The 24308-nt window shown below is 45.6% G+C and carries 22 protein-coding genes; 21 read left to right on the top strand and 1 reads right to left on the bottom strand.

Features of this window, described 5'->3' with window-relative positions; genetic code table 11:
• The first annotated feature begins 240 nt into the window (after positions 1-240).
• From mraZ to lpxC, 17 genes are all read left to right on the top strand, one after another.
• Positions 241-693 (top strand): division/cell wall cluster transcriptional repressor MraZ, encoded by a 453-nt coding sequence (gene mraZ, locus E8Q33_RS01800; RefSeq protein WP_136552402.1) that lies wholly within the window; start codon positions 241-243, stop codon positions 691-693.
• A gap of 9 nt (positions 694-702) precedes the next feature.
• Positions 703-1641, top strand: coding sequence for a 16S rRNA (cytosine(1402)-N(4))-methyltransferase RsmH (gene rsmH, locus E8Q33_RS01795; protein ID WP_136552400.1), 939 nt, complete (start codon positions 703-705; stop codon positions 1639-1641).
• Complete coding sequence (gene ftsL / locus E8Q33_RS01790; RefSeq protein WP_069295735.1) at positions 1638-1931, top strand: cell division protein FtsL; 294 nt, start codon at positions 1638-1640, stop codon at positions 1929-1931. The genes rsmH and ftsL overlap by 4 nt, the downstream gene beginning before the upstream one ends.
• Positions 1928-3637 carry a penicillin-binding protein 2 gene (locus E8Q33_RS01785; protein WP_136552398.1) on the top strand — a complete coding sequence of 570 codons (1710 nt, stop codon included), beginning with the start codon at positions 1928-1930 and terminating at the stop codon, positions 3635-3637. Before ftsL ends, E8Q33_RS01785 begins: the two co-directional genes overlap by 4 nt.
• Complete coding sequence (locus E8Q33_RS01780) at positions 3634-5154, top strand: UDP-N-acetylmuramoyl-L-alanyl-D-glutamate--2,6-diaminopimelate ligase (RefSeq protein WP_136552396.1); 1521 nt, start codon at positions 3634-3636, stop codon at positions 5152-5154. Before E8Q33_RS01785 ends, E8Q33_RS01780 begins: the two co-directional genes overlap by 4 nt.
• Positions 5151-6503 carry a UDP-N-acetylmuramoyl-tripeptide--D-alanyl-D-alanine ligase gene (gene murF, locus E8Q33_RS01775; protein ID WP_136552394.1) on the top strand — a complete coding sequence of 451 codons (1353 nt, stop codon included), beginning with the start codon at positions 5151-5153 and terminating at the stop codon, positions 6501-6503. The genes E8Q33_RS01780 and murF overlap by 4 nt, the downstream gene beginning before the upstream one ends.
• Complete coding sequence (gene mraY, locus E8Q33_RS01770) at positions 6503-7585, top strand: phospho-N-acetylmuramoyl-pentapeptide-transferase (protein ID WP_069295737.1); 1083 nt, start codon at positions 6503-6505, stop codon at positions 7583-7585. Before murF ends, mraY begins: the two co-directional genes overlap by 1 nt.
• Positions 7582-8937: a UDP-N-acetylmuramoyl-L-alanine--D-glutamate ligase gene (murD, locus tag E8Q33_RS01765; protein ID WP_136552392.1), complete on the top strand. Its 1356-nt coding sequence runs from the start codon at positions 7582-7584 to the stop codon at positions 8935-8937. Before mraY ends, murD begins: the two co-directional genes overlap by 4 nt.
• Complete coding sequence (gene ftsW / locus E8Q33_RS01760) at positions 8934-10073, top strand: putative lipid II flippase FtsW (protein ID WP_069295739.1); 1140 nt, start codon at positions 8934-8936, stop codon at positions 10071-10073. The genes murD and ftsW overlap by 4 nt, the downstream gene beginning before the upstream one ends.
• Positions 10070-11149 carry an undecaprenyldiphospho-muramoylpentapeptide beta-N-acetylglucosaminyltransferase gene (murG, locus tag E8Q33_RS01755; protein WP_136552390.1) on the top strand — a complete coding sequence of 360 codons (1080 nt, stop codon included), beginning with the start codon at positions 10070-10072 and terminating at the stop codon, positions 11147-11149. The genes ftsW and murG overlap by 4 nt, the downstream gene beginning before the upstream one ends.
• The gene (gene murC, locus E8Q33_RS01750) at positions 11142-12560 is read left to right on the top strand and encodes a UDP-N-acetylmuramate--L-alanine ligase (protein WP_136552388.1); all 1419 of its coding nucleotides are present in this window, start codon (positions 11142-11144) and stop codon (positions 12558-12560) included. Before murG ends, murC begins: the two co-directional genes overlap by 8 nt.
• On the top strand, positions 12560-13450 hold the full coding sequence (gene murB, locus E8Q33_RS01745) for a UDP-N-acetylmuramate dehydrogenase (RefSeq protein ID WP_136552386.1): 891 nt from the start codon (positions 12560-12562) through the stop codon (positions 13448-13450). Before murC ends, murB begins: the two co-directional genes overlap by 1 nt.
• Positions 13447-14385, top strand: coding sequence for a D-alanine--D-alanine ligase (locus E8Q33_RS01740; RefSeq protein WP_136552384.1), 939 nt, complete (start codon positions 13447-13449; stop codon positions 14383-14385). Before murB ends, E8Q33_RS01740 begins: the two co-directional genes overlap by 4 nt.
• A complete protein-coding gene (locus E8Q33_RS01735; RefSeq protein ID WP_136552382.1) occupies positions 14385-15170 on the top strand; it encodes a cell division protein FtsQ/DivIB in 786 nt (261 codons plus the stop codon). Before E8Q33_RS01740 ends, E8Q33_RS01735 begins: the two co-directional genes overlap by 1 nt.
• On the top strand, positions 15170-16420 hold the full coding sequence (gene ftsA, locus E8Q33_RS01730; protein ID WP_069295744.1) for a cell division protein FtsA: 1251 nt from the start codon (positions 15170-15172) through the stop codon (positions 16418-16420). Before E8Q33_RS01735 ends, ftsA begins: the two co-directional genes overlap by 1 nt.
• 36 nt (positions 16421-16456) lie before the next feature.
• Positions 16457-17614 (top strand): cell division protein FtsZ, encoded by a 1158-nt coding sequence (gene ftsZ, locus E8Q33_RS01725; RefSeq protein WP_069295745.1) that lies wholly within the window; start codon positions 16457-16459, stop codon positions 17612-17614.
• Positions 17615-17685: 71 nt separating this feature from the next.
• On the top strand, positions 17686-18603 hold the full coding sequence (gene lpxC / locus E8Q33_RS01720; RefSeq protein ID WP_069295746.1) for a UDP-3-O-acyl-N-acetylglucosamine deacetylase: 918 nt from the start codon (positions 17686-17688) through the stop codon (positions 18601-18603).
• A gap of 88 nt (positions 18604-18691) precedes the next feature.
• Here the strand turns inward: lpxC and E8Q33_RS16630 are convergent, their stop codons facing one another.
• On the bottom strand, positions 18692-18940 hold the full coding sequence (locus E8Q33_RS16630; protein WP_136552495.1) for a DciA family protein: 249 nt from the start codon (positions 18938-18940) through the stop codon (positions 18692-18694).
• Positions 18941-19076: 136 nt separating this feature from the next.
• On the opposite strand from E8Q33_RS16630, the gene E8Q33_RS01710 reads away from it, so the two are divergent.
• The 4 genes from E8Q33_RS01710 to E8Q33_RS01695 form a co-directional block, all read left to right on the top strand.
• Positions 19077-19997: a M23 family metallopeptidase gene (locus E8Q33_RS01710; protein WP_247869868.1), complete on the top strand. Its 921-nt coding sequence runs from the start codon at positions 19077-19079 to the stop codon at positions 19995-19997.
• A gap of 135 nt (positions 19998-20132) precedes the next feature.
• Positions 20133-22844, top strand: coding sequence for a preprotein translocase subunit SecA (gene secA, locus E8Q33_RS01705; RefSeq protein WP_136552380.1), 2712 nt, complete (start codon positions 20133-20135; stop codon positions 22842-22844).
• Positions 22844-24070: a bifunctional glutamate N-acetyltransferase/amino-acid acetyltransferase ArgJ gene (gene argJ / locus E8Q33_RS01700; RefSeq protein ID WP_136552378.1), complete on the top strand. Its 1227-nt coding sequence runs from the start codon at positions 22844-22846 to the stop codon at positions 24068-24070. The genes secA and argJ overlap by 1 nt, the downstream gene beginning before the upstream one ends.
• A gap of 13 nt (positions 24071-24083) precedes the next feature.
• Positions 24084-24308 (top strand): DUF3549 family protein (locus tag E8Q33_RS01695; protein ID WP_247869867.1); only part of this gene is annotated, 225 nt, incomplete at its 3' end.

Here is a 24308-nt window from a genome sequence, read left to right as displayed (position 1 = left end):
AAATCCAATCATTATTCTAGAATCTACTTTAACTTCCGATGCCAGTTTTTTGATAAGAAATAAGTCCTCATTTTTGCCTTGATCCACTTTTCCCCCACTTTAATGAAAATGCGCTAAGTCCTTGTCGTAAAAAGAGGATTTGCTTAATTTTCGTGCTTGACTTCGTTATGTCGCCCTCCTATAGTGTCGGAAAGTGGGGAAAAGTGGATCTTTGTGGATCTTTCAATTTGAGGACTAACGGTGTTTCGAGGCGTAGCAACTTTCAATCTGGATGCAAAAGGACGGATGGCCATTCCAGCCAAGTTCCGTAAGCATCTTGATGTCTGCTGCGAGGGCCGATTAGTGATCACAATTGACCACTCCGACCACTGTTTACAGGTTTACCCACTGCCAGAATGGGAAACTGTTGAGCAAAAATTATCTGCGCTACCAAGTTTGAATCCTCAAGTTCGTCGTTTGAAACGTATGTTGCTGGGCTATGCCACCGAATGTGAGATGGATAGCAATGGCCGCATTTTGTTGCCGGCTAAGCTTCGTGAGTTCGCAGGTTTAGATAAAAATATAGTAATGATTGGGCAAGGAAATAAGTTTGAGCTGTGGGATGAACAAAGCTGGAATACATTGATGGACGCATGTCTTCAAGAAGACTTTGACGCAATAATGCCCGCCGAACTCGAAACGCTGTCGATATAGGGCGGAGTCATGACGAACCAACTCCCTACACATCAACCGGTCCTTTTGAAAGAGACTGTCGAGGCCCTGTTTATTCAGCCAGATGGTATTTATGTAGATGCGACTTTCGGTCGTGGTGGACACTCCCGGGCAATGTTAGAACAACTTTCCGAAAATGGCCGTTTATTGGGTCTGGATCGTGATCCTGCTGCTGTTGAAGTCGGTCAGGCATTAGCTGCAACTGACAACCGTTTTTCCATTGAACATTGTGCTTTCTCAGAATTATCAACCGTTATCCATTCACGACTCTGGCAGGGCAAAGTGAATGGAATCTTGATGGATATTGGTGTGTCTTCCCCGCAGCTGGATGAAGCCGAGCGCGGCTTTAGTTTTCAGCATGATGGTCCTTTAGATATGCGAATGGATCCGACTTCAGGCATGAGTGCGGCGCAATGGCTTGCCAGTGCCGAAATGAATGAAATCGCTACAGTGATTAAGACATTAGGTGAAGAACGTTACGGTAAACGTATTGCTTCAGCTATTGTGGAAACCCGCGAACACACTCCGATTACTACTACTAAACAATTAGCGGATTTGGTAGATAAAGCCAGCCCCACGCGGGATAAATTCAAGCATCCGGCCACCCGGACTTTTCAAGCAATTCGTATATTTATCAACAGTGAGTTAGAAGAGTTAACCAGTGCTCTGGAACAAGCTCTGGAAGTACTGGCGGTAGGTGGCAGACTGGTCGTTATCAGTTTTCATTCGCTGGAAGATCGCATCGTAAAACGTTTTTTCCGTGATCAAGCCAAAGGCGATAATTTACCAGCCCATTTTCCGGTTACAGCTGATCAGTTAAACCCGCGCTTACGCATTATCGGCAAAGCAGTCAAAGCGGATGATGCCGAGTTAGCTGTCAACGTCCGTGCACGCAGCGCGGTGTTACGTGTGGTGGAGAAATTGGCATGAGTTGGCCAACTTTTTTTGAGCATGTACGTATCGACTTCCCAGTATTGATTATGACGCTATTGGTGCTGATTTCTTCCGTTGCGGTGGTATATACCAAACATGCCGGCCGCAGCGAGTTTGTGGCATTACAACAATTGGATAACAGACGTGACCAATTGAATGAAGAGTGGGGCAAGTTATTGCTTGAACAGAGTACATGGGCAAGCCCCGCCCGAGTAGAGCTGCAGTCTCGTACCCGTTTGAATATGCAAGTGCCTAGCAACGAGCAAACCGTGGTGGTTAAACCATGAGTCGCCGTCAACAACGCGGTTATCAACAAACCGGCAGCTGGCGGCTGAATCTGGTCAGACTGTCGTTTATTCTGATTGGTTTGGGTTTATTGTGGCGGTTGGTGGATATTCAGGTATTAAACCCTGATTTTTTACGTAATCAAGGCGATGCGCGCCATTTGCGTAATGTGCCCATCGTCGCACATCGGGGCATGATTCTGGATCGACATGGTGAACCTCTGGCCATCAGCACACCGGTGCATTCGGTATGGTTGAATCCACAGGCAACCGATCCTGAACATCCACAATTGACAAAATTAGCATCCATTCTGGGTATTGATGCAAGAAATGTCCGTGAACGGATTTATCAAAATCCCAATCGTGAATTTCTCTATCTTAAACGTCGGGTAACACCTGAAATTTCAGAGCAGGTTAAACAGTTAAATATTGGTGGTGTGGCACTACAGCGGGAATACAAACGATATTACCCAACCGGTGAAGTCGCTGCCCATGTTGTGGGCTTTACTAATGTTGATGATATTGGTCAGGAAGGTCTCGAGTTAACCTATGAACCCCTCTTAACTGGCGTGCCTGGACTGCGTCGTATGGTGCGTGACAGTAAAGGTAATTTTGTAGGTGGTGGTGATCCGATTCGTGCGGCGAAAGCAGGTGAAAATATTCAGCTGAGCATTGATCTTCGTCTGCAATATCTAAGTTACAACGCACTTAAAAATGCAGTTGAAAAACATGGGGCACAATCTGGTTCTGCCGTTATTCTGGATGTACAGACTGGCGAAGTATTGGCAATGGTCAATCAGCCCGCATTTAATCCGAATAATCGATATGGCGTGAGCTCAACTGACTTACGTAATCGTGCCGTTACCGATTTGTTTGAACCAGGCTCAACTGTCAAGCCATTTACGGTAGTCAGTGGTTTGAAGTCAGGCAAATTTGATCTCACCACGATGATTAATACCCATCCAGGTACCATGCGCGTTAGTGGCCATAATATTCGTGATTTTCGTGATTACGGCATTATTGATCTCGCCACATCTATTCAAAAATCCAGTAACGTGGCTGCCAGCAAAATTGCCCTGGAAATAGAACCGATGCAACTCTGGGAAGATTTTGCCAGTTTTGGTATGGGCGTCGACAGTGGTGCTTATTTCCCCGGCGAAGCGATGGGACGTTTACCTGATCCACGGTCATGGCGAACTCTGGATCGTGCCACGCTGGCTTATGGTTATGGCTTGGCCACTAATACATTACAACTTGCCAGGGCGTATACGATTATTGGCAATGGCGGCATCATGCGCGATGTCACCTTTATTAAACAGGATAAAACGCCAAAAGGTCGTCGAGTATTTTCCAAAGATTTGATGGAAACGGTTCGCGGAATGATGGAGTTGGTGGTATTGCCTGGCGGTACAGCACAACGAGCTGCAGTGCCTAATTACAGTGTTGCCGCTAAAACCGGTACCGTAAAAAAAGCTATGGCAGGTGGGTATACCGAAAGCGAATATCTGTCGTTATTTGCCGGTTTAATTCCAGCCAGCAATCCGCGACTTGCGATGGTGGTAGTCATTGATAACCCTACCGGAGAAGAATATTACGGTGGCGCAGTAGCTGCGCCGGTATTTGCTGATGTCATGGTTGGTGCGATGCGGTTATTAAATATTGCACCTGATGCTTTGCCGCAAACGCAATTACAGGTGGCGCATCAATGAATTATCAAATGCGTCTGATTGATTTAATGCATCTGGTTGAGAGTGACACCAGCTCAACTTGTTTGATAACAGGTATGAGTCTTGATAGCCGTCAGCTCAAGTCAGGGGATTTGTTTATTGCCTTAGCAGCCAATCCACAAGAACGGTTACAACATATCAAACAAGCAATTACGGCCAATGTTGCTGCAGTTTGCTACTCAGCTGAATTACCATTAGAACCGGAATTGTTACAACAACTGGCAGCTACACCCATTGAGTTGGTGGCCGTCGCAAATCTTAAGGATAAAACTTCGCGTCTTGCTGCGGCGTTTTATAACTATCCATCAGCAGTGATGATCATCATTGCCGTGACAGGCACTAATGGCAAAACCTCGGTGACTCAATTTATCGCTCAGGCACTGGAAAATGCAGGACAAGCGTGTGGAGTGATCGGCACGCTAGGCAGTGGACGGTTAACCGACATGCAATATAACGGTATGACAACGCCGGATCCTGTGCGTTTACAAGCGTTATTGGCAGAAATGCGTGATAGTGGAATTCAATATGTGACTGTCGAGGCGTCGTCCCATGCCTTAGAGCAGGGAAGATTGAATTTTGTCGATATTGACTATGCAGTATTGACTAATTTAAGTCGTGATCACCTTGATTATCATCAGAGCATGGCGGACTACGCTGCGGCAAAACAACGTTTATTTGATTTTGATTCATTGCGAGCCGCTGTTGTGAATGCCGATGATGCGTTTGGCCAATCATTGATTCCATTACTGGCTGCGAAGCAAATCAACACTGTTCGCTATAGCTGTAAGGATTCTCAGGCTGATCTTGTTGCCTCTAATATTCGTACTGCCAGCACTGGTTTGCAATTTGATTTACAGATTACTCAGCAGAATTTAACGATTCAAAGCCGATTACTTGGCAAGTTTAATGTTGAAAATATATTGGCAACGGCTGCAGTTCTATCGTTGCTTAACTGGTCAACAGATGACATTGCTCAAAGCCTGAATCATTTAATTAGTGTCAACGGTCGCATGCAAATGTTAGCGAGCAATTTACAACCCGCGGTTGTGATTGACTTTGCTCACACTCCGGATGCTCTCGCGAAAGCATTGCAGGGTATGCGTCAGCATATAGATACACGTTCCAAACTTTGGTGTGTATTTGGTTGTGGTGGTGATCGTGATAACGGAAAACGTCCATTAATGGGGCAAATCGCCAGTGAACTTGCAGATAAGGTAGTGCTTACTGACGACAACCCGCGTAATGAAAGCAGCTCCAGCATAATCGAACATATTTTGGCAGGTATCCAAAGCAATATTGATGTGCATATCGAAGCAGACAGACAACGGGCGATTGAATACGCCGTTAATGATGCTGCACTTGAAGATATGGTGCTGATTGCTGGCAAAGGCCATGAGCATTATCAAGAAATCTCTGGCGTCAAAAAACCATTTAATGATTACGAGATAGCTATGAAAGCCATACAAAAACGCCACTCAGTCACAAGGGTTATGCTATGACGAATATAACCCTGACTGAGATCGCTCAACTACTCAGCACAGAGTTGCGTGGCAATGATGCCATGATGACGGGCAGTAAAATTGATAGCCGTCAGATTGAAAACGGTGATCTGTTTGTCGCATTGTCTGGTGTGAATAGCGATGGCCATGAATTTATTGAACAGGCTTATCAAGCAGGTGCTTGTGCTGCCCTGGTGAATCGATATGTTCCTAGTGAGTTGCCGCAGCTTGTCGTTGAAGATGTTACCCGCGCTTATGGCCAAATCGCCAGATTCTGGCGGCAGAAAAGTCATGCAAAAGTGGTTGCAGTAACTGGTAGCAACGGTAAAACAACACTCAAGGAGATGATTGCTTCGATCTTGTCACAATGTGGCAAGGTGTTAGCGACTAAAGGTAATTTGAACAATGCGTTGGGCGTACCTCTGACTCTGACGCGTTTAAATGATAATTATGATTTTGCTGTAATCGAAATGGGTGCCAACCATTCAGGTGAAATTGCATCTCTGGTTGCCATGGCCGAACCAGATATTGCAGTAATTAATAACGTTGGTGAGGCACATCTTGAAGGGTTTGGATCATTACAAGGTGTTGCAGAAGCAAAAGGCGAAATTTATGCAGGCCTTAAAGCAGATGGTGTAGGCATTATCAATGCTGATATGCCATACGGTGAGTTGTGGGAACACATTCTCGGTGCACGCCAGCAGATTCGTTTTGGTCTGCAGCAACCTGCCGATATTACTGCCTTGGATTTACAACTTTCGATAACCGGCAGCCATTTTATGGTCCGACTGGATGGCGTTTGTCATTTTATAAGTCTTCCCTTACCAGGAATTCATAACGTCAGTAATGCATTGGCTGCAATTGCGATTTGCTTTGCATTGAAAATTGACCCTGAAGCAATTGTGAAAGGGTTGGCAGCAATTAAATCTGTGCCACATCGCTTGCAACTGCGTCAGGCAGTAAATAATGCCCTAATTATTGACGACACCTATAACGCTAATCCCGGATCATTCCGTCAGGCTTTACAAACCTTGATGCAGTTTCCAGGTGAGCATTGGTTAGTTTTAGGGGATTTCGGTGAATTAGGTCCGGAAAGCGCTTCGATACATCAACAACTAGGACGGGATGCCAAAGCGGCAGGAATAAAGAAATTATTAACTGTTGGCCAACAAAGTGAGCTGGCTGCCATAGCATTTGGTGAAAATGCACAGCATTTCACCGACAAGACCGCGTTAGAAGCCGAATTAAAGCAAACATTGAACAGTGATGTGGCTTGCTTAATCAAAGGCTCTCGCTTTATGAAGCTGGATCAGCTGGCGGATGTGCTCGCAGTTGGAGGAGATGCCTGATGCTATTAATGCTCAGTGAGTATTTAAGCCAGTATCACACCGGCTTTAATGTTTTCCAATACCTGACTTTACGCGCCATATTAGGGGTTATGACTGCTTTGGGGATCGCGTTGGTTGTTGGTCCAACGATGATTCGTCATTTGAGTTTCAGACAGATTGGCCAAGTAGTCAGAAATGACGGTCCGGAATCGCATTTCAGCAAAACCGGAACCCCAACTATGGGTGGTTCATTAATTCTGGTTGCCATTGCGGTCAGCACATTGTTATGGGCTGATCTGGCAAACCGTTATGTATGGGTCGTGTTACTGGTTACTTTACTGTTTGGTTTGATTGGATTTGTTGATGATTACATCAAACTGGTCAGACAGGATCCTAAAGGCTTATTGAGCCGCTATAAATATTTCTGGCAATCCGTGGTGGGCTTGGGCGCTGCGATATTTTTGTATATGACCACTCAAACACCGGCTGAAACACAGTTAATCGTACCGTTTTTTAAAGAAATCGTGATTCCTCTGGGCGCTTGGTATTTGCTGGTGGTCTACCTGGTCATTGTTGGCAGCAGTAATGCTGTGAATCTGACGGATGGACTGGATGGCTTAGCCATCATGCCAACTGTAATGGTTGCCGCCGCATTAGGTTTGTTCAGTTATGTGGCGGGTCACTTTGAGTTTGCCCGTTATCTGCAGATTCCACACATTCCTGGTGCCGGTGAATTAACCGTATTTTGTGCGGCAATGGTTGGAGCGGGCTTGGGATTCCTCTGGTTCAACACTTATCCAGCTCAGGTTTTTATGGGGGATGTCGGTGCTTTGGCACTAGGTGCAGCACTGGGGACAGTAGCAGTTTTGGTACGTCAGGAACTGGTATTGCTGATTATGGGCGGGGTATTTGTAATTGAAACGCTCTCAGTAATGATTCAGGTGGCCTCCTATAAATTACGCGGTAAGCGCGTGTTTTTGATGGCACCGATACACCATCACTATGAATTAAAAGGCTGGCCCGAGCCACGCATTATTGTTCGATTTTGGATCATCACCGTCTTCCTGGTGCTGGTCGGCTTAGCGACGTTGAAAATACGATGACAGCAGAATTAAACCATCATAGTTCGCACTATAGCCTGATCATTGGTTTAGGTCAGACCGGGTTATCCTGCGCACGATTTTTAGTTCAACAAGGCAATGCCGTGGCTGTCATTGACAGCAATGATAAACCGGCATGTTTGAATGCGTTACAAAAGGACTATCCTGAAGTCGTGGTGAAAACCGGCAGTATCCCGGCTGATTGGTTAATGCGTGCAGATAGTATTGTATTGAGCCCAGGCGTTGACCCACGCTTACCACAAATTCAACAAGCTGCAGCTGCAGGTATTGAAATCGTGGGCGATATTGAACTGTTTGCACGACATGCAAATGCACCAATTATTGCCATTACTGGTTCAAATGGTAAAAGTACCGTCACCACCCTGGTAGGGCTGATGGCTCAAATGGCCGGTAAAAAAGTCGCGGTAGGCGGCAATCTCGGCACGCCAGCTTTGGATTTGCTGACCGATCCGGCTCCAGATTTTTATGTACTGGAACTCTCCAGTTTCCAGATGGAAACTGTGAAGTCAATGAATGCCTTTGCCTCAGTTATTCTGAATGTCAGTCCTGATCACCTGGATCGCTATGATTCGGTAGAAGATTACCAGCGAGCAAAACAAAAGGTTTATCAGGGTAATGGTGTCATGGTGATTAACCGGGATGATCCGATTGTGTCATCAATGGCCATAGCTGGCCGTAATCAGCTCGGCTTTAGTCTGCATGAATCACAAGGTTATGAATTCGGTGTATTAAGTCAACGAGGACATCTCTGGTTAGCCGAAGGTGATGCGCCATTAATGCTGGTCAGTGAAATGAAAATTGCTGGCAAACATAACGTTGCAAATGCGTTGGCTGCTCTGGCACTTGGCTCGGTAATGGGATTACCGATGGATGCGATGCTGCAGGCATTAAGAGAATTTAAAGGTTTGCCACATCGTTGCCGGTTTGTTCGTGAGATCAACGGAGTACGTTGGTTTAACGATTCTAAAGCCACCAATGTTGGGGCAAGTGTCGCTGCAATTGAAGGCTTGGCTGATAGTGGGAAGTTGGTTTTAATTGCTGGTGGTGTTGGCAAAGGTCAAAAATTTGAGCCTTTAGCAGCCACCTTGAATGAATATGTCAGTACCGTGGTTTTAATCGGTCAGTCTGCAGAAGAGATTGCCCGACATGTACCGAAATCAGTGAAAGTACATTTTGCTGGAGATATTAAAGCGGCCGTAAAACTGGCAGCTACATCTGCAGAAAATGGCCAACAGGTTTTATTGTCACCAGCCTGTGCGAGTTTTGATCAGTTCAGCAATTATGTCGATCGTGGCGAACAGTTTGAACAAGCTGTAAGGGAGTTGACGGCATGAGCCGTGTAAGTGCCCACTTTGATTCTAAGCTTTTAATGTCAACGTTAGCCTTGTTGCTAATTGGTTTGATAATGGTGTGTTCAGCCTCAATTACAATTGCTGAAAATAAAACTGGTCAACCGCTGTATTTCTTTATCCGTCAGGCGGCATTTGCATTGATGGGATTATTTTTTGCGTGGTGTGTGATCTCTATACGTCTTTCACATTGGCAACAAATGGCGCCGATGTTACTGATGGTGGGGGTAGGTTTGTTGGTATTAGTATTGATACCAGGCATTGGCCGCGAAGTGAATGGTAGCTCTCGTTGGTTACCTTTAGGGCCGGTCAATCTCCAAGTTGCAGAATTAATCAAATTATTCGCGATAATTTATGTTGCTGATTATTTGCAACGTCATCATGGTCAGCTTAATACCTCTTTATTGAAAGTCTTATCGCCCTTATTACTCCTCAGTGTGGCAGCAGTATTGTTGTTAATGCAGCCGGATATGGGCTCTATCGTCGTCATTCTATCGACAGTCTTGGTTATGTTGTTCCTTGGTGGTGCAAGACTGGATGTGTTTATTGGCTTAATGGGGATTCTCGCTGGACTGTTTGCCATGCTGGTTTGGATTGCTCCATATCGTTTACAACGTCTGCAAAGCTTTATGGATCCATGGGCAGATCCGTTTGGTAGTGGTTTTCAGCTAACACAGGCCTTGATTGCTTTCGGTCGTGGAGATTGGTTTGGTGTCGGTCTGGGCAGCAGTATGCAAAAACTGTTTTATTTACCAGAAGCACATACTGACTTTTTGTTTTCCATTTTGGCAGAAGAATTGGGATTGATTGGTGCTGTAGCGGTCATTGCATTATTTCTGGTGATGATTTGGCGTGCTCTGGCAATTGGACGTGCTGCGGAAGAAGCTGGTCAATTATTCGGTGCTCAAGTTGCTTATGGTATTGCTGTCTGGTTGGGATTGCAGGCCTGCGTCAATATCGGCGTGAATATGGGGGCATTACCAACTAAAGGTTTAACGTTGCCATTAATGAGTTATGGCGGCAGTAGTTTGGTAATCGTCTGTGTGGCAATAGGTTTGTTATTACGTGTTGATTTGGAAACCCGTCAGCCTGAAAAAGCCTCCGCGAGGATCAAACGATGACTCGCGTATTAATTATGGCTGGTGGAACTGGTGGGCATGTCTTTCCTGCTTTGGCAGTAGCCGAAGAATTACGCTCACGTTCAGTAAAAGTAGAGTGGATTGGTACTGAGCGCGGTATTGAATCCAGACTGGTACCTGCTGCTGCATTCAAATTAAATTTGATTCCAATTAAAGGATTACGTGGTAACGGCCTGTTGGGCTGGTTGGTGGCACCATTTAGAATCCTGCGAGCTGTAATTGAGTCCAGAAAAGTAATTAAACGTTTCCAACCTGATGTAGTGATTGGCTTGGGCGGTTTTGCTTCTGGCCCTGGTGGTCTGGCGGCATGGTTGTCAGGAAAACCATTATTAATTCACGAACAAAATGCCATTGCCGGTTTAACCAATCGTTTGCTGGCGAAAATTGCCAAACAGGTTTTACAAGGCTTTGAAAAAAGTTTTACCCAGACAGCAAAAACCAAATGGGTCGGTAATCCAGTTCGAGCACAAATTGAAAAATTACCAGAACCTCAGGTTCGTTACGCTGCAAGAACTTTGTCGCCATTCAAGCTGTTGGTTTTAGGCGGAAGCCTTGGCGCAAAAAGCTTGAATCAGGTTGTGCCACAGGCTTTAGCTTTACTCAAAACAGAACATCAGGTCGAAGTCATTCATCAATGTGGTGAAAAACATCTGGCGGATTGTCAGCAAGCTTATCAACACGCTGGAGTAACCGGAAAAGTTACGCAATTTATCGATGATATGGCAGTGGCATACGCTGAGGCAGATTTAGTTATTTGCCGAGCCGGAGCATTAACGGTTGCTGAAGTTGCCGCGACAGGCGTTGCCGCGATTTTTGTTCCTTATCCTTTTGCTGTTGATGATCATCAAACGCACAATGCTCAGGCATTAAAAGATGCTGGAGCGGCGCTGCTTATTAAGGATTCAGATTTAAACGCACATGATCTGGCAGCAACGTTAAAGTCACTATTAGAACATCGAAAACAGTTAGAAAACATGGCAATTCAAGCAAGAACACTCGCAAAACCCGGAACAGCAGCGCAGATCGCGGATATCTGTCTGGAGTATGCACATGGCTAAATTAACCTCAGCAATGCAAAGTCGGGTCAAACATATCCATTTCATCGGTATTGGTGGTGTGGGAATGGGCGGTATTGCCGAAGTATTACTGAATCTGGGTTATAAGGTCAGTGGTTCGGATTTGCATGAGAACAGTTTGATTCAACATCTGCGTCAATTGGGTGCCACGATCATGATTGGTCATGATGCGGAATATCTAAAAGGTGCTGATGTGGTGGTCGTTACCACCGCAGTGAGCGCTGACAATGTTGAAGTAGTTGCTGCCCGTGAACATCGTATACCAGTAGTTCCTCGTGCTGAAATGTTGGCGGAACTTATGCGTTTCAGTTATGGCATTGCCGTTGCTGGAACCCATGGTAAAACCACTACCACAAGTTTAACGGCCGCATTGTTAAGTGAAGGCGAGTTGGATCCAACCTTTGTTATCGGTGGTCGCTTGAATAGTGCAGGTTCAAATGCACGTCTGGGTACAGGACGTTATCTGGTTGCTGAAGCGGATGAAAGCGATGCATCGTTTTTATATCTGCAGCCAATGATCGCCATTGTGACGAATATTGATGACGACCATATGGCAACGTATGAAGGAGATTTTGAAAAGCTCAAAGCCACCTTTATTGAGTTTCTGCATCACTTGCCATTCTATGGTTTAGCCGTGTTATGCATTGATGATGATGTGGTGGAAAGTATTTTGCCAGAAGTGACCCGTCCGATTACAACTTATGGACAGGATCAGCGTGCTGATTTCCGCATCAGTGAATTGAAGCAATTCCAAGGACAAAGCGAGTTTATCGTTCACGAAGCTCAAAGCGGTTTGCAATATCAGATTCGTTTAAATATGCCGGGATTACACAATGCCTTGAATGCCACTGCGGCTTTAGCGGTTGCACGTAATTTGGGAGTTGATGTTAGCGCGTGCCAGCGAGCGCTGTTGAAGTTTGATGGTGTTGGCAGACGATTCAATATTCTTGGTGAGAAACAGACAGCACAAGGTCAAGTGTTGCTGGTTGATGATTATGGTCATCATCCAACTGAGATTGCTGCCACCATTGCTGCCAGTCGTGGCGGTTGGCCAGATCGACGTCTAGTGGTGATATTTCAGCCACATCGTTATACCCGTACCCGTGATTTGTTTGAAGACTTTGCCCGCGTACTGTCAACCGTTGATGTATTAATTGTTTTGGAGGTTTATCCAGCGGGAGAGAACAAAATTGCTGGGGCCGATGCCCGCAGTTTATGCCGTGCTATTCGCTTGCGAGGCCAAGTTGAGCCGGTGTTTGCAGAAGATAAACAAGCACTGTTTTCAGTGTTGCCAGGCTTACTGCAAGATCAAGATTTATTACTTACGCTTGGTGCCGGTGATATCGGTGCAATAGCCAAAGAGTTGGATCAACAACTTGGAGGACTAAGCTGATGGTAATGATGTTTACCGAATTACAAGGCGAATTGAAAACCAATGAGCCACTCTCACAACACACCTCATGGCGTGTTGGTGGCAATGCTCAGCGTTTTTATCGGCCAAAAGATAAACATGATCTAGCCAATTTTTTACGTCAGTTACCTGCCAATGAACCACTGTTATGGCTGGGCTTAGGTAGTAATTTGTTAATTCGTGATGGTGGTTATGCTGGCACTGTCATCAGTATGGCAGGCACCATGCAGGCTTTAGATATTGATGGCCAAACAGTTACAGCCGAAGTAGGTGTTTACTGCAGTAAAGTAGCCAAGCAAACAGCCAAGCATGGCTTGAGTGGGGCTGCATTTCTGGCTGGTATTCCCGGCACTCTTGGCGGTGCTTTGGCAATGAATGCAGGCGCTCATGGATCAGAAACCTGGCAGCTGGTTAAAGATGCCACCACAGTCACCCGTCAGGGTGAATTGAAAAAACGTCCGGTGAGCGATTTTAAAGTCAGCTATCGACATGTTGAGCTACCCGAGACCGAGTGGTTTGTATCCGCCACACTGGAATTACCAGTGGGGGATGCCGATGCTGAAACAGCGTTGATAAAACAATTATTGAAAAAACGGAATGACAGTCAGCCAACCAATCAGCCGTGTGCGGGTTCGGTGTTTCGTAATCCAGAAGGTGATTTTGCTGGACGATTGATTGAACAATGTGGCCTGAAAGGTTTACAGGTAGGCGGTGCCAGTGTGTCACCCAAACATGCCAACTTTATTGTCAATGAAGGCAACGCCAGCGCTGCTGATATTGAGGCGCTTATCGAGTTGGTGAGAGAGCGCGTCGAAGCAGAAACAAAGGTAAGACTGATGCCCGAAGTCCACATTATCGGAGAACATGCATGAGTAACTTAACTTTTAATCCGCAGAACTTTGGTCGGGTCGCTGTATTAATGGGCGGGAGATCTGCAGAACGTGAGATTTCGTTGAAAAGTGGTCGTGCAGTGCTGGCAGCAATGCAGTCACTTGGAATCGATGCAGTAGAAATTGATGTTGATAAATCAGTCAGTGAGCGTTTAACGCAAGGCAGTTTTGATCGTGCTTTTATCATTTTGCATGGCCGGGGCGGTGAGGATGGTGAAATTCAGGGAGTATTGCAGTCACTGCAAATCCCTTATACCGGCAGCGGCATCACTGGTGCAGTATTGTCGATGAATAAACGCCTCAGTAAACAGATTTGGCAAAGCCAGGGTCTGCCAACTCCTAAATATGTGCGTTTGACTCGTCAATCGACTCCTCAGCAAATTGTTGAAGAATTGAGTCTGCCTATCGTCATCAAGCCAGTTAATGAAGGTTCAAGTATCGGCATGAGCAAAGTAAATACTTCAGAGGCTTTGCAACAGGCGATTGATTTGGCATTTGAGTACGATGCCGAAGTTATCGCTGAACAATGGGTTAACGGAGCTGAATACACTATCAGCATTTTAAATGGTGAGGCTTTGCCGGTTATCCGTTTAAAAACTCCTAGAGAATTTTACGATTTTGAAGCCAAATATCTCGCGAATTCAACCGAATATCATTGCCCCTGCGGTCTGACAGAAGCAGATGAAAAGCGTTGTCAGGAACTGGCGGTAAAAGCATTTAATGCACTTAATATGCAAGGTTGGGGACGCATTGATGTTATGGCTGATCAACAAGGTGAATTTTACCTGCTGGAAGCCAACAGTGTCCCGGGCATGACTGATCACAGTCTGGTACCGATGGCAGCGCGTCAGGCTGGGATCAGCTTTGAAAATCTGGTCGGACAAATTCTACAAGGCAGTATGGAGCTTAAACGCTGATGGCTATCAGACAACGCCCAACTGCTGGAGCAACCCGCACCCGTGCGGTGAAACCACGCGAGCAAGTTAACTGGTCGGTCAGACTGCGAAATATCAGTACCGTGTTGGTATTGCTGACGTTAATTCTTGGCACAGTGTATTTGAACAATACCGACACCTTGCCGATTATGCATGTAACGGTTGAAGGTGAATTGATTAACACGGAAAAACAGGCGTTGATCGAGGCAGTGACACCATACGTCACTGGCAGTTTCCTTGATGTAAATGTGGCGGGTATTCGGCAAGCAGGGGAAGCTTTGCCATGGGTTGCCCAGATTCAAGTGAGACGTGTCTGGCCGGATACCTTGCACTTGATGGTCAGTGAGCATCAAGCAATCGCTCGTTGGAACGAAAACGGACTAGTGAATACACGCGGGCAAGTTTTTTATCCCGATGGGGGAAAAATGCCGGAAGGACTCATTCAGTTATTCGGGCCTGATGGCAACAGTGAGTTGATGGCAAGACAAATGGTCACGATTCAGCAGACGGTGGAAACATTAGGTTTAAGAGTCAAAAGCCTGACCATGGATGAGCGTCGTTCGTGGCAAGTTAAATTTACAGATGATATGCAGCTGCTACTTGGCCGGGCTGCCAGTGAGCAGCGGTTAGCAAGATTTATTCAGGTTTTCCAAGGCCCGCTCGCAATCTATCGCGAACAAATCGAAACCGTAGATATGCGCTATACCAACGGACTCGCAGTAGTCTGGAAAGATGGTAAGCAACCTGTTTTTAATGGAATTGTGTAATGTCGAAACGAATTGAAAGAGAACTGATTGTCGGATTGGATATCGGAACTTCCAAAGTTGTTGCGATAGTTGCAGCGCCGATTCTGGATGCTGGTCCTAACGACAATAAGCTGGAAATTATCGGAATCGGTTCACATCCTGCCAGAGGCATGAAAAAAGGCGTTGTGGTGAATATTGAATCAACAGTTCAATCCATTCAACGCGCAATTGAAGAAGCTGAATTGATGGCTGGATGTCAGATCCATTCTGTATTTGCTGGTATCGCCGGTAGTCATATCCGCAGCTTGAACTCACATGGCACGGTGGCTATTCGCGATAAAGAAGTCACCCAAGGTGATTTGGACCGGGTGTTGGATGCGGCTCGTGCCGTACATTTCCCTGGCGATCAGCAATTACTGCATGTGCTGCCACAGGAATACATTATTGATAATCAGGAAGGTATTCGTGAGCCAATTGGTATGTCAGGCGTTCGTCTGGAAGCCAAAGTGCATCTGATTACCGGTGCCGTCAGCGCCGCACAAAATATCACCAAATGTATCGAACGTTGTGGACTGGTGGTTGATGGCATCATTCTTGAGCAGATGGCATCGAGCTATTCAGTACTGGAACAGGATGAAAAAGAGTTAGGTGTGTGTTTAGTAGATATCGGTGGCGGAACAACAGATATTGCCGTGTTTATTGATGGTGCCATTCGCCATACCGCAGTTATTCCAATTGCTGGCGATCAGGTTACCAATGATATTGCGGTGGCTTTACGAACACCAACCCAGTATGCCGAAGAGATCAAAATCAAATATGCCTGTGCCTTAACACAATTGGCTCGTGAAGATGAAACCATTGAAGTGCCAAGTGTCGGTGACAGACCTCCACGGCAACTGGCCAGACAAACTCTGGCAGAAGTGGTGGAACCACGCTATGAAGAATTATTGATGCTTGTGCAGGCTGAATTACGCCGCAGCGGTTTTGAAGAGATGCTGGCGGCAGGTGTCGTCTTAACCGGCGGCAGTGCAAAAATGGAAGGTGCGATTGAATTGGCAGAAGAAGTGTTTCATCTGCCTGTAAGACTGGGTGTACCACAGCATGTTGGTGGTTTGGTTGATGTAGTACGTAATCCAATCCACGCCACGGGTGTGGGCTTATTATTGTTTGGAAATGAACAAGTGAGTACCGGTCACAGTGAATCTGTGATTTCGGATGGTTTTAAAGGAATGCTTGCCAGAATGAAAAGTTGGTTTCAGGGCAATTTCTGAGCAGGTTATGTTGGTTAATGAAGAGGGGAGAAAATCATGACATTTGAATTGATTGATACATATACAGCGAATGCGGTTATTAAAGTCATCGGTGTTGGTGGTGGCGGTGGTAACGCATTGGAACACATGGTAGCCAGTAAAATCGAAGGTGTTGATTTTATCTGTGCCAATACTGATGCACAGGCTTTACGTAAAAGTAATGCCACCACACATTTACAACTAGGAACTGATATTACTAAAGGACTTGGTGCCGGTGCCAATCCAGATGTAGGTCGTCAGGCAGCATTAGAAGATCGTGAACGTATCATGGATGTAATCCGTGGTGCCGATATGGTGTTCATTACCGCCGGTATGGGTGGTGGTACAGGAACGGGTGCGGCTCCTGTTGTTGCTCAGGTTGCCAAAGAAATGGGGATTTTGACCGTAGCTGTTGTAACTAAGCCTTTCCCTTTCGAAGGCGCTAAACGCTTGAAAGTGGCTGCGGCAGGTATTGAAGAATTGGGTCAGCATGTTGACTCATTGATTACCATTCCAAATGAAAAACTACTGAAAGTATTAGGCAAGGAAATGAGCTTGCTTAATGCCTTTAAATCAGCCAACGACGTATTACTGGGTGCTGTTCAGGGTATTGCTGAACTGATTACTCGTGAAGGTATGATCAATGTCGACTTTGCTGACGTAAGAACTGTTATGTCAGAAATGGGTATGGCGATGATGGGAACAGGCCGTGCTTCTGGCGAAAATCGTGCTTCTGAAGCAGCAAGACTAGCGGTATCTAGTCCGCTGTTGGAAGATGTTGATTTGGCGGGTGCCCGCGGTGTATTGGTTAATATCACTGCAGGTCTGGATATGAGCATCGGTGAGTTTGAAGAAGTGGGTAATACCATTAAAGAATTTGCTTCAGAAGACGCAACAGTGGTTGTGGGTACCGTAATTGATCCTGATATGACTGATGAATTGCGTGTAACGGTTGTTGCCACTGGTTTGGGCGCAGCAAGAGCCGCAGTAGTGAAACCAGTCGAAACTGCTTCAGCACCGCAAATTGAAATTGTCAAAAAGCCAATTGATATCGACTATGACGAACCAACTGTTTTACGTAATGGTCGGAATAGCGAACATAAACAAGTGGCCAATGGTGATGTCAACATGGATTATTTAGACATTCCAGCCTTTTTACGCCGACAAGCTGACTAACGAAGATGGTTATGTAATATAAGCCTATGATATTATTGTCGGATGATTAAACTAGAAGGGGGTAGAGCACCTTGATTAAGCAGCGAACATTGAAAAATGTGATTCGTGCCACAGGTGTGGGATTACACAGCGGTGAGATGGTTTATTTAACATTGCGTCCGGCTGCCCCGAATACAGGCATAATCTTCCGTCGAGTCGATTTAGATCCAGTCGTTGAAATCGAAGCCAAAGCGGAGAATGTGGGTGAGACTGCCCTGTCAACCACACTAGTCCAAAATGGTCAGCGGGTTTCAACAGTTGAACATTTATTGTCAGCCTTTGCCGGGCTGGGTATCGATAACGCTTATATTGACCTCAATGCCGCAGAAGTACCGATTATGGACGGCAGTGCCGGACCATTTGTGTTTCTGGTGCAATCTGCAGGTATTGAAGAACAGTCAGTTGCTAAACAATTTATTCGTATCAAAAAGCCTGTATTACTGGAAGACGGTGATAAATGGGCTAAGTTTGAGCCATTTGAAGGGTTCAAAGTCTCTTTTACCATTGATTTTGAACATCCGGCATTTACTGGCAGACCACAACAAGTCGATGTTGATTTCTCCTCCACATCATTTGTTCGTGAAGTCAGCCGTGCCCGGACTTTCGGGTTTATGAAAGATATCGAAAAATTGCGTGAAATGAATCTTGCGCTTGGTGGCAGCATGGACAACGCGATCGTTGTAGATGACTTTCGTGTTTTGAATGAAGATGGTCTACGTTACGAAGATGAGTTCGTTCGTCACAAAGTGCTTGATGCAATTGGTGATCTGTATTTATTAGGACATAGTTTGATTGGCGCTTTCGTTGGTCATAAATCGGGCCACGAGGTTAACAATCGTTTATTACGCAAACTTCTGGCTCAACAAGATTGTTGGGAATTGGTGACATTTGAAGAAGATGCAGATGCACCGATTGTATTCAGTCGACCAGCTGCTTCAATAGTCAGCTAGGAGTCATTAGAAAATTCACCTCGCTTTGCGAGTTTATGCAGCGCTGTTTTGAGCTGACCATCGTCCAAGCCGGCGGCGGTCTGAGCAATCAGCGCTGCATTGTTATTGGACATATCAATCGTGTTGGATCTTGGTGATTTCTGGGCAGATTGCCCGGTTTTACTTTGACTTCGACGCGATCAATGTTAACAGCCAATTGGTTGGAAAGTGTTTTACAAATGGTTGCGGAATGAAAGCGTAACAAGCTTGCAATTGCCGCACTTTCGGTATGGATGATAATTTTATTGTCATTCAGATTTGCCAGCTGGCAATGCCCTGAGAACTGCGAAGGTAAAATTCTTGCAGAATGCTGTTAAGCTGGGTTAGTTTTTGGGCGCGCTTCGCAATTTGCTGTAGTTGCTGATTACTTTGGCACACAGTTGCAAAATGAAGCGGTTTATTTGACATGTCTCAATACCGGGACGAGGATAAGTATGCAGATTATCATAATATCCGCCGACAATACCGGCCACAAGAACTGGCATTTTAGCCGAACCAGTCTGATGTTGCTGACAATGTTTGTGTTATCAATCACCATTGCAGTAACTATCTCGGCGATGAACTACATTGATGAAAAGACTACTCTGACATCTACTGAAGATTCAAAATTTTTCCCTACCGCTCAACTTCTCACACCTAAAACCGATCCCTATTCTATAAGTGATGACACGACTGCTAATGAAGCCATTCAAGGTTTCTATGCGCAACAGCTTGGTGGATTGCAGGCGGAAGCCATTCGCTTGAAAATGCTTAGCCAACGGTTAGCGGAAATTGCAGGGTTTGAAGTAAGTGACTTTGATTTGGAATTTGCTCCAGGCATGGGCGGCATTGAAACAACAGGTGACTGGTTATCCAATGCTGAATTTGAAGAAAGTTTAGTTCGTCTTTCGCAAGACTTTGCTAATCAACAAGATACTTTAACGGCATTACAAGATTATTTGATTACCAACGAAAATATCACTGGCGCCATCCCAACTGGTAGGCCTGTCAATGAAGGCTGGATATCATCTTTTTATGGCTATCGAGTAGATCCGTTCAACGGAAAAAAATCCTTTCACGACGGAATTGATTTTGCAGGAAAAACTGGTAGCGCCGTTATTTCTGTAGCAGATGGCATTGTAAGTTGGGCAGGTATGCGTGGCGGTTATGGTGGTTTGGTAGAGATCGATCACGGTAATGGCTACGTAACACGTTACGCCCACAATAAATCGCTGGAAGTGAGTACGGGTGATCGGGTCAATAAAGGTGATGTCATTGCGTTGATGGGGTCAACTGGCCGGTCAACTGGTCCTCATGTTCATTTTGAAGTGCTGCGAGACGGTAAATCCGTAAATCCATTTAATTACATCGAATAATCCCACTTGTAATTACACATTCTGTCACCACTTAAAAGATGAAGTTGATCTTCGATCTTCTCAATAGTACGCGTTATAATCACGTGATTTATCAAACCGTCGTCAATTCGACTCAATTCAACAGGTAGTTCAGTCATGGTAGGCAAGTTTTTCAGTAAGGTTTTTGGCAGTCGCAATGATCGTGTAATCAAAAAGCTGCAGAAACAAATTGGCCTTATCAATGAATTGGAAAGCGAATACGAAAAGCTGGATGACGCTGCCTTAAAATCCAAAACCATCGAATTTAAACAAAGACTGAATGACGGCCAAACGCTCAATGATATTTTGGTTGAAGCATTTGCAGTAGTTCGTGAAGCCGGCAAGCGTGTAATGGAAATGCGCCATTTTGATGTTCAGTTGATTGGCGGTATGGTGCTGAACGATGGCAAAGTCGCTGAGATGAAAACCGGTGAAGGTAAAACACTGGTCGCAACCTTAGCGGTCTATCTAAATGCGTTGACTGGCGAAGGTGTTCACGTAATCACAGTCAATGATTATCTTGCCAAGCGTGACTCGGCGTGGATGAGTAAACTTTATGGCTTCCTCGGTTTAACCACCGGAGTTATTGTCAGTGGTTTGAGTGGTGATGAACGTCGTGAAGCTTACGCCGCGGATATCACCTACGGTACCAATAATGAATTTGGCTTTGATTACCTTCGCGACAACATGGCTTTTCGTTTGGAAGACCGTGTACAGCGCCCACTGAATTTTGCGGTTATCGATGAAGTTGACTCCATCCTGATCGACGAAGCCAGAACACCACTGATTATTTCCGGTCCGGCGGAAGACAGCTCTGAGCGTTATGTACAAATAAACACCCTAATTCCCCATCTCACCAAACAGGAAGGTGAAGATGACGATATCAAAGTCGCTGGTGATTACACCGTAGATGAAAAGAATAAACAGGTTCATTTCACTGAAGCTGGCCATGAGAAAATCGAGCAGTTATTGACTGATGCCGGTCTGCTGGAGGCCGATGCAAGTTTGTATGATGCGGCCAATATCGGTTTGATGCATCACGTTACTGCCGCCTTGCGCGCCCATGTTTTATTCCATCGTGATGTCGAATATATTGTTCAGGACGATCAGATCATTATCGTCGATGAATTTACTGGTCGTACCATGCCAGGCCGCCGCTGGTCTGAAGGCTTACATCAAGCAATAGAAGCCAAAGAAGGCGTGAAGATTCAAAACGAGAATCAAACACTGGCTTCCATCACCTTCCAGAACTACTTCCGTCTTTATAAAAAATTATCCGGTATGACCGGTACCGCCGATACAGAAGCTTACGAATTACAGTCAATTTATGGTTTGGAAGTTGTCGTTATTCCGACACATCGACCAATGCAACGTAAAGACGAAGCAGATCGAATTTATTTAACGGCTAAAGAAAAGTTCGACGCAATTCTATTAGATATCCAGGAATGTATTAAACGTAAGCAGCCCGTTTTAGTTGGTACAGCTTCGATTGAGAGTTCGGAATACCTGGATAAATTGCTGACCAAAGCCAAAATTCCTCATGAAGTGTTGAATGCGAAATTCCATGAGAAAGAAGCACATATTATCGCTGAAGCAGGTAAACCAGGATCCGTAACCATTGCCACCAACATGGCGGGTCGGGGTACGGATATCGTTTTAGGGGGTAGTCTTGAAGCTGAGCTTGATAAATTGGGCGAAGATGCTGATGACGCTGCAAAAGCCAAAGTGAAAGCCGATTGGCAACAACGCCATGATTTGGTTTTGCAAGCCGGTGGTTTACATATTATCGGTACCGAACGCCATGAGTCTCGTCGCATCGATAACCAGTTGCGCGGTCGTTCAGGTCGTCAGGGCGATCCCGGTTCTACCCGTTTTTATCTGTCGCTTGAAGATAATTTGATGCGGATTTTTGCCTCAGATCGCATGGCCGGTTTGATGCAAAAACTGGGTATGGAAGAAGGCGAAGCGATTGAGCATCCTTGGGTTAGCAGAGCCATTGAAAATGCGCAACGCAAAGTAGAAGGACATAACTTTGATATCCGTAAACAATTACTGCAATTCGATGATGTGGCTAATGATCAGCGTAAAGTGATCTACGAGCAACGTAATGAATTAATGGCATCGGAAGATGTTTCTGAATCCATTATTTTAATGCGCAGCAGCGTGATTAACGATGTTATCAGTCTGTATATTCCGCCAAACAGCATTGATGAACAATGGAATGTCACGGGTCTGGAACAGGCACTGCGTGATGATTTTGCACTGGATTTAGATATCAGTGGCTGGTTAGAAGCAGACGACAGTTTGCACGAAGAAACCTTGCGTCAACGTATCATTGATGAAGCCGAAGCTGCCTGTCAGGCCAAGGAAGCTACAGTGGGTGCCGAGCTAATGCGCCATTTTGAAAAAGCCATTATGTTGCAAACGCTGGATACCCAGTGGAAAGAACATCTGGCGCAAATGGATTATTTACGTCAGGGCATCAATCTACGTGGTTACGCCCAAAAAGATCCTAAGCAGGAATATAAACGTGAGGCATTCCAGCTGTTCACCGCTATGTTGGATAGCTTAAAACACGATGTGATAAGTTTGATTTCTCGTGTTAAGGTGCGGGCACCGGAAGATGTTGAAGCAGTTGATGAACAACGCCGTCAATCTGCAGATGTGGAATATCAGCACGCCAGTCCATCTGCCGAAGCTGAAGCAGAAGCTGATCATCCGTCAGCGAATCAGCCATTAACACGAGAAGGTAAAAAAGTCGGCCGCAATGATCCGTGCCCATGCGGCAGTGGTAAAAAATTCAAAAATTGCCATGGCGCGATTAAATAATGGCAGTTAATCTCTCTGCTCCAATCGCTGCTGAATTAAAACCTGTCAACGGTATCCGATTAGCTACCGCCAGTGCGGGCATCAAAAAACCAGGCCGTCAGGATGTGGTTTTAATCGAACTGGCCGCCGGAAGTCATACTGCAGCGGTGTATACCCGTAATGCGTTTTGTGCGGCGCCGGTATTAATTGCCAGAGAAAATCAGACCCAATCCGCAACACGCTTTCTATTGATAAATTCAGGAAATGCCAATGCTGGAACCGGTGATTCGGGGCTAGCTGCAGCAAAAGCATGTTGTCAGGCGGTGGCCGAATTCGGTCAATGTGATGCAACTGCAGTGTTACCTTTTTCTACCGGCGTAATTGGTCAACCGTTACCTGTAGACAAAATAACCACAGTATTGCCGGAAGCATTTGCAAACTTACAGGCTGATAACTGGTTTGCGGCAGCCCATGCCATTATGACCACCGATACCATTGCCAAGGCCCGCACAGTAGAGTTGTCTCTAAATGGGCAGCAAATAACCCTGACAGGCATTGCGAAAGGTTCTGGCATGATTCGCCCGGACATGGCTACGATGCTGTCTTATATCGCCACTGATGCGGCCATCAACCCATTAATTTTACAAAAGATGCTTGAAGTTTCGATGGAGCAGTCTTTTAACAGCATCACCGTTGATGGCGATACGTCCACCAACGATGCTTGTATCCTGATGGCAACTGGTCAGGCGGGTAATGCTTCGATTGAAGATATAGATAGCGTTGAAGCGCAGCAATTTATCGAAGCACTTAATTCATTAAGCCGTTTTCTGGCCCAAGCTATCGTGCGTGACGGCGAGGGTGCAACCAAATTTATCAGTATTGATGTTGAGCAAGGTGCTGATGAAGAGGAGTGTAAGCAAGTCGCCTATACTATTGCACATTCACCGCTGGTAAAAACCGCACTATTTGCCTCAGACCCAAATTGGGGTCGTATTCTGGCAGCGGTCGGCCGAAGTAGTTTACCAAATCTAGACTTATCGAAAATCGCTATTTATCTGGATGCCGTATGTATTGTCGATGGTGGACAACCTGCCGCTGACTATACTGAAGAAAAAGGCCAGCAGGTGATGTCACAGTCAGAAATAACCATCCGGGTAAAACTTGGTAGAGGCGAGGTTGCCAAAACAGTGTGGACCTGTGATTTCTCATACGACTACGTGAAAATCAACGCCGAATACCGTACCTGATACGGAGTAAGTTATGGATATTGGACAGATCAACACCTTGAGCAAATTTCTGCGTCAAAGTGGCGCCCAGTATCGGGTGTTTGATATGGGCCGCAGGGTCTGTAAATTAACCCCTGAACAGTTTGTCAGTTTTGATAATTGTCAGCTCCCCTATCCCTATCCATTCAAACGTTTCGCTCAGATGGGCATCATTTTCTGGCATCCCGATGCAGCAGAAAAACAATATGTCTGGTTTTTG

Origin of the sequence: Methylophaga sp. SB9B, assembly GCF_004832235.1 — a bacterium.
GTDB lineage: Bacteria > Pseudomonadota > Gammaproteobacteria > Nitrosococcales > Methylophagaceae > Methylophaga > Methylophaga muralis.
Note: the sequence above shows the minus strand (reverse complement) of the source record. Positions and strands in the feature narration are given on the sequence as shown.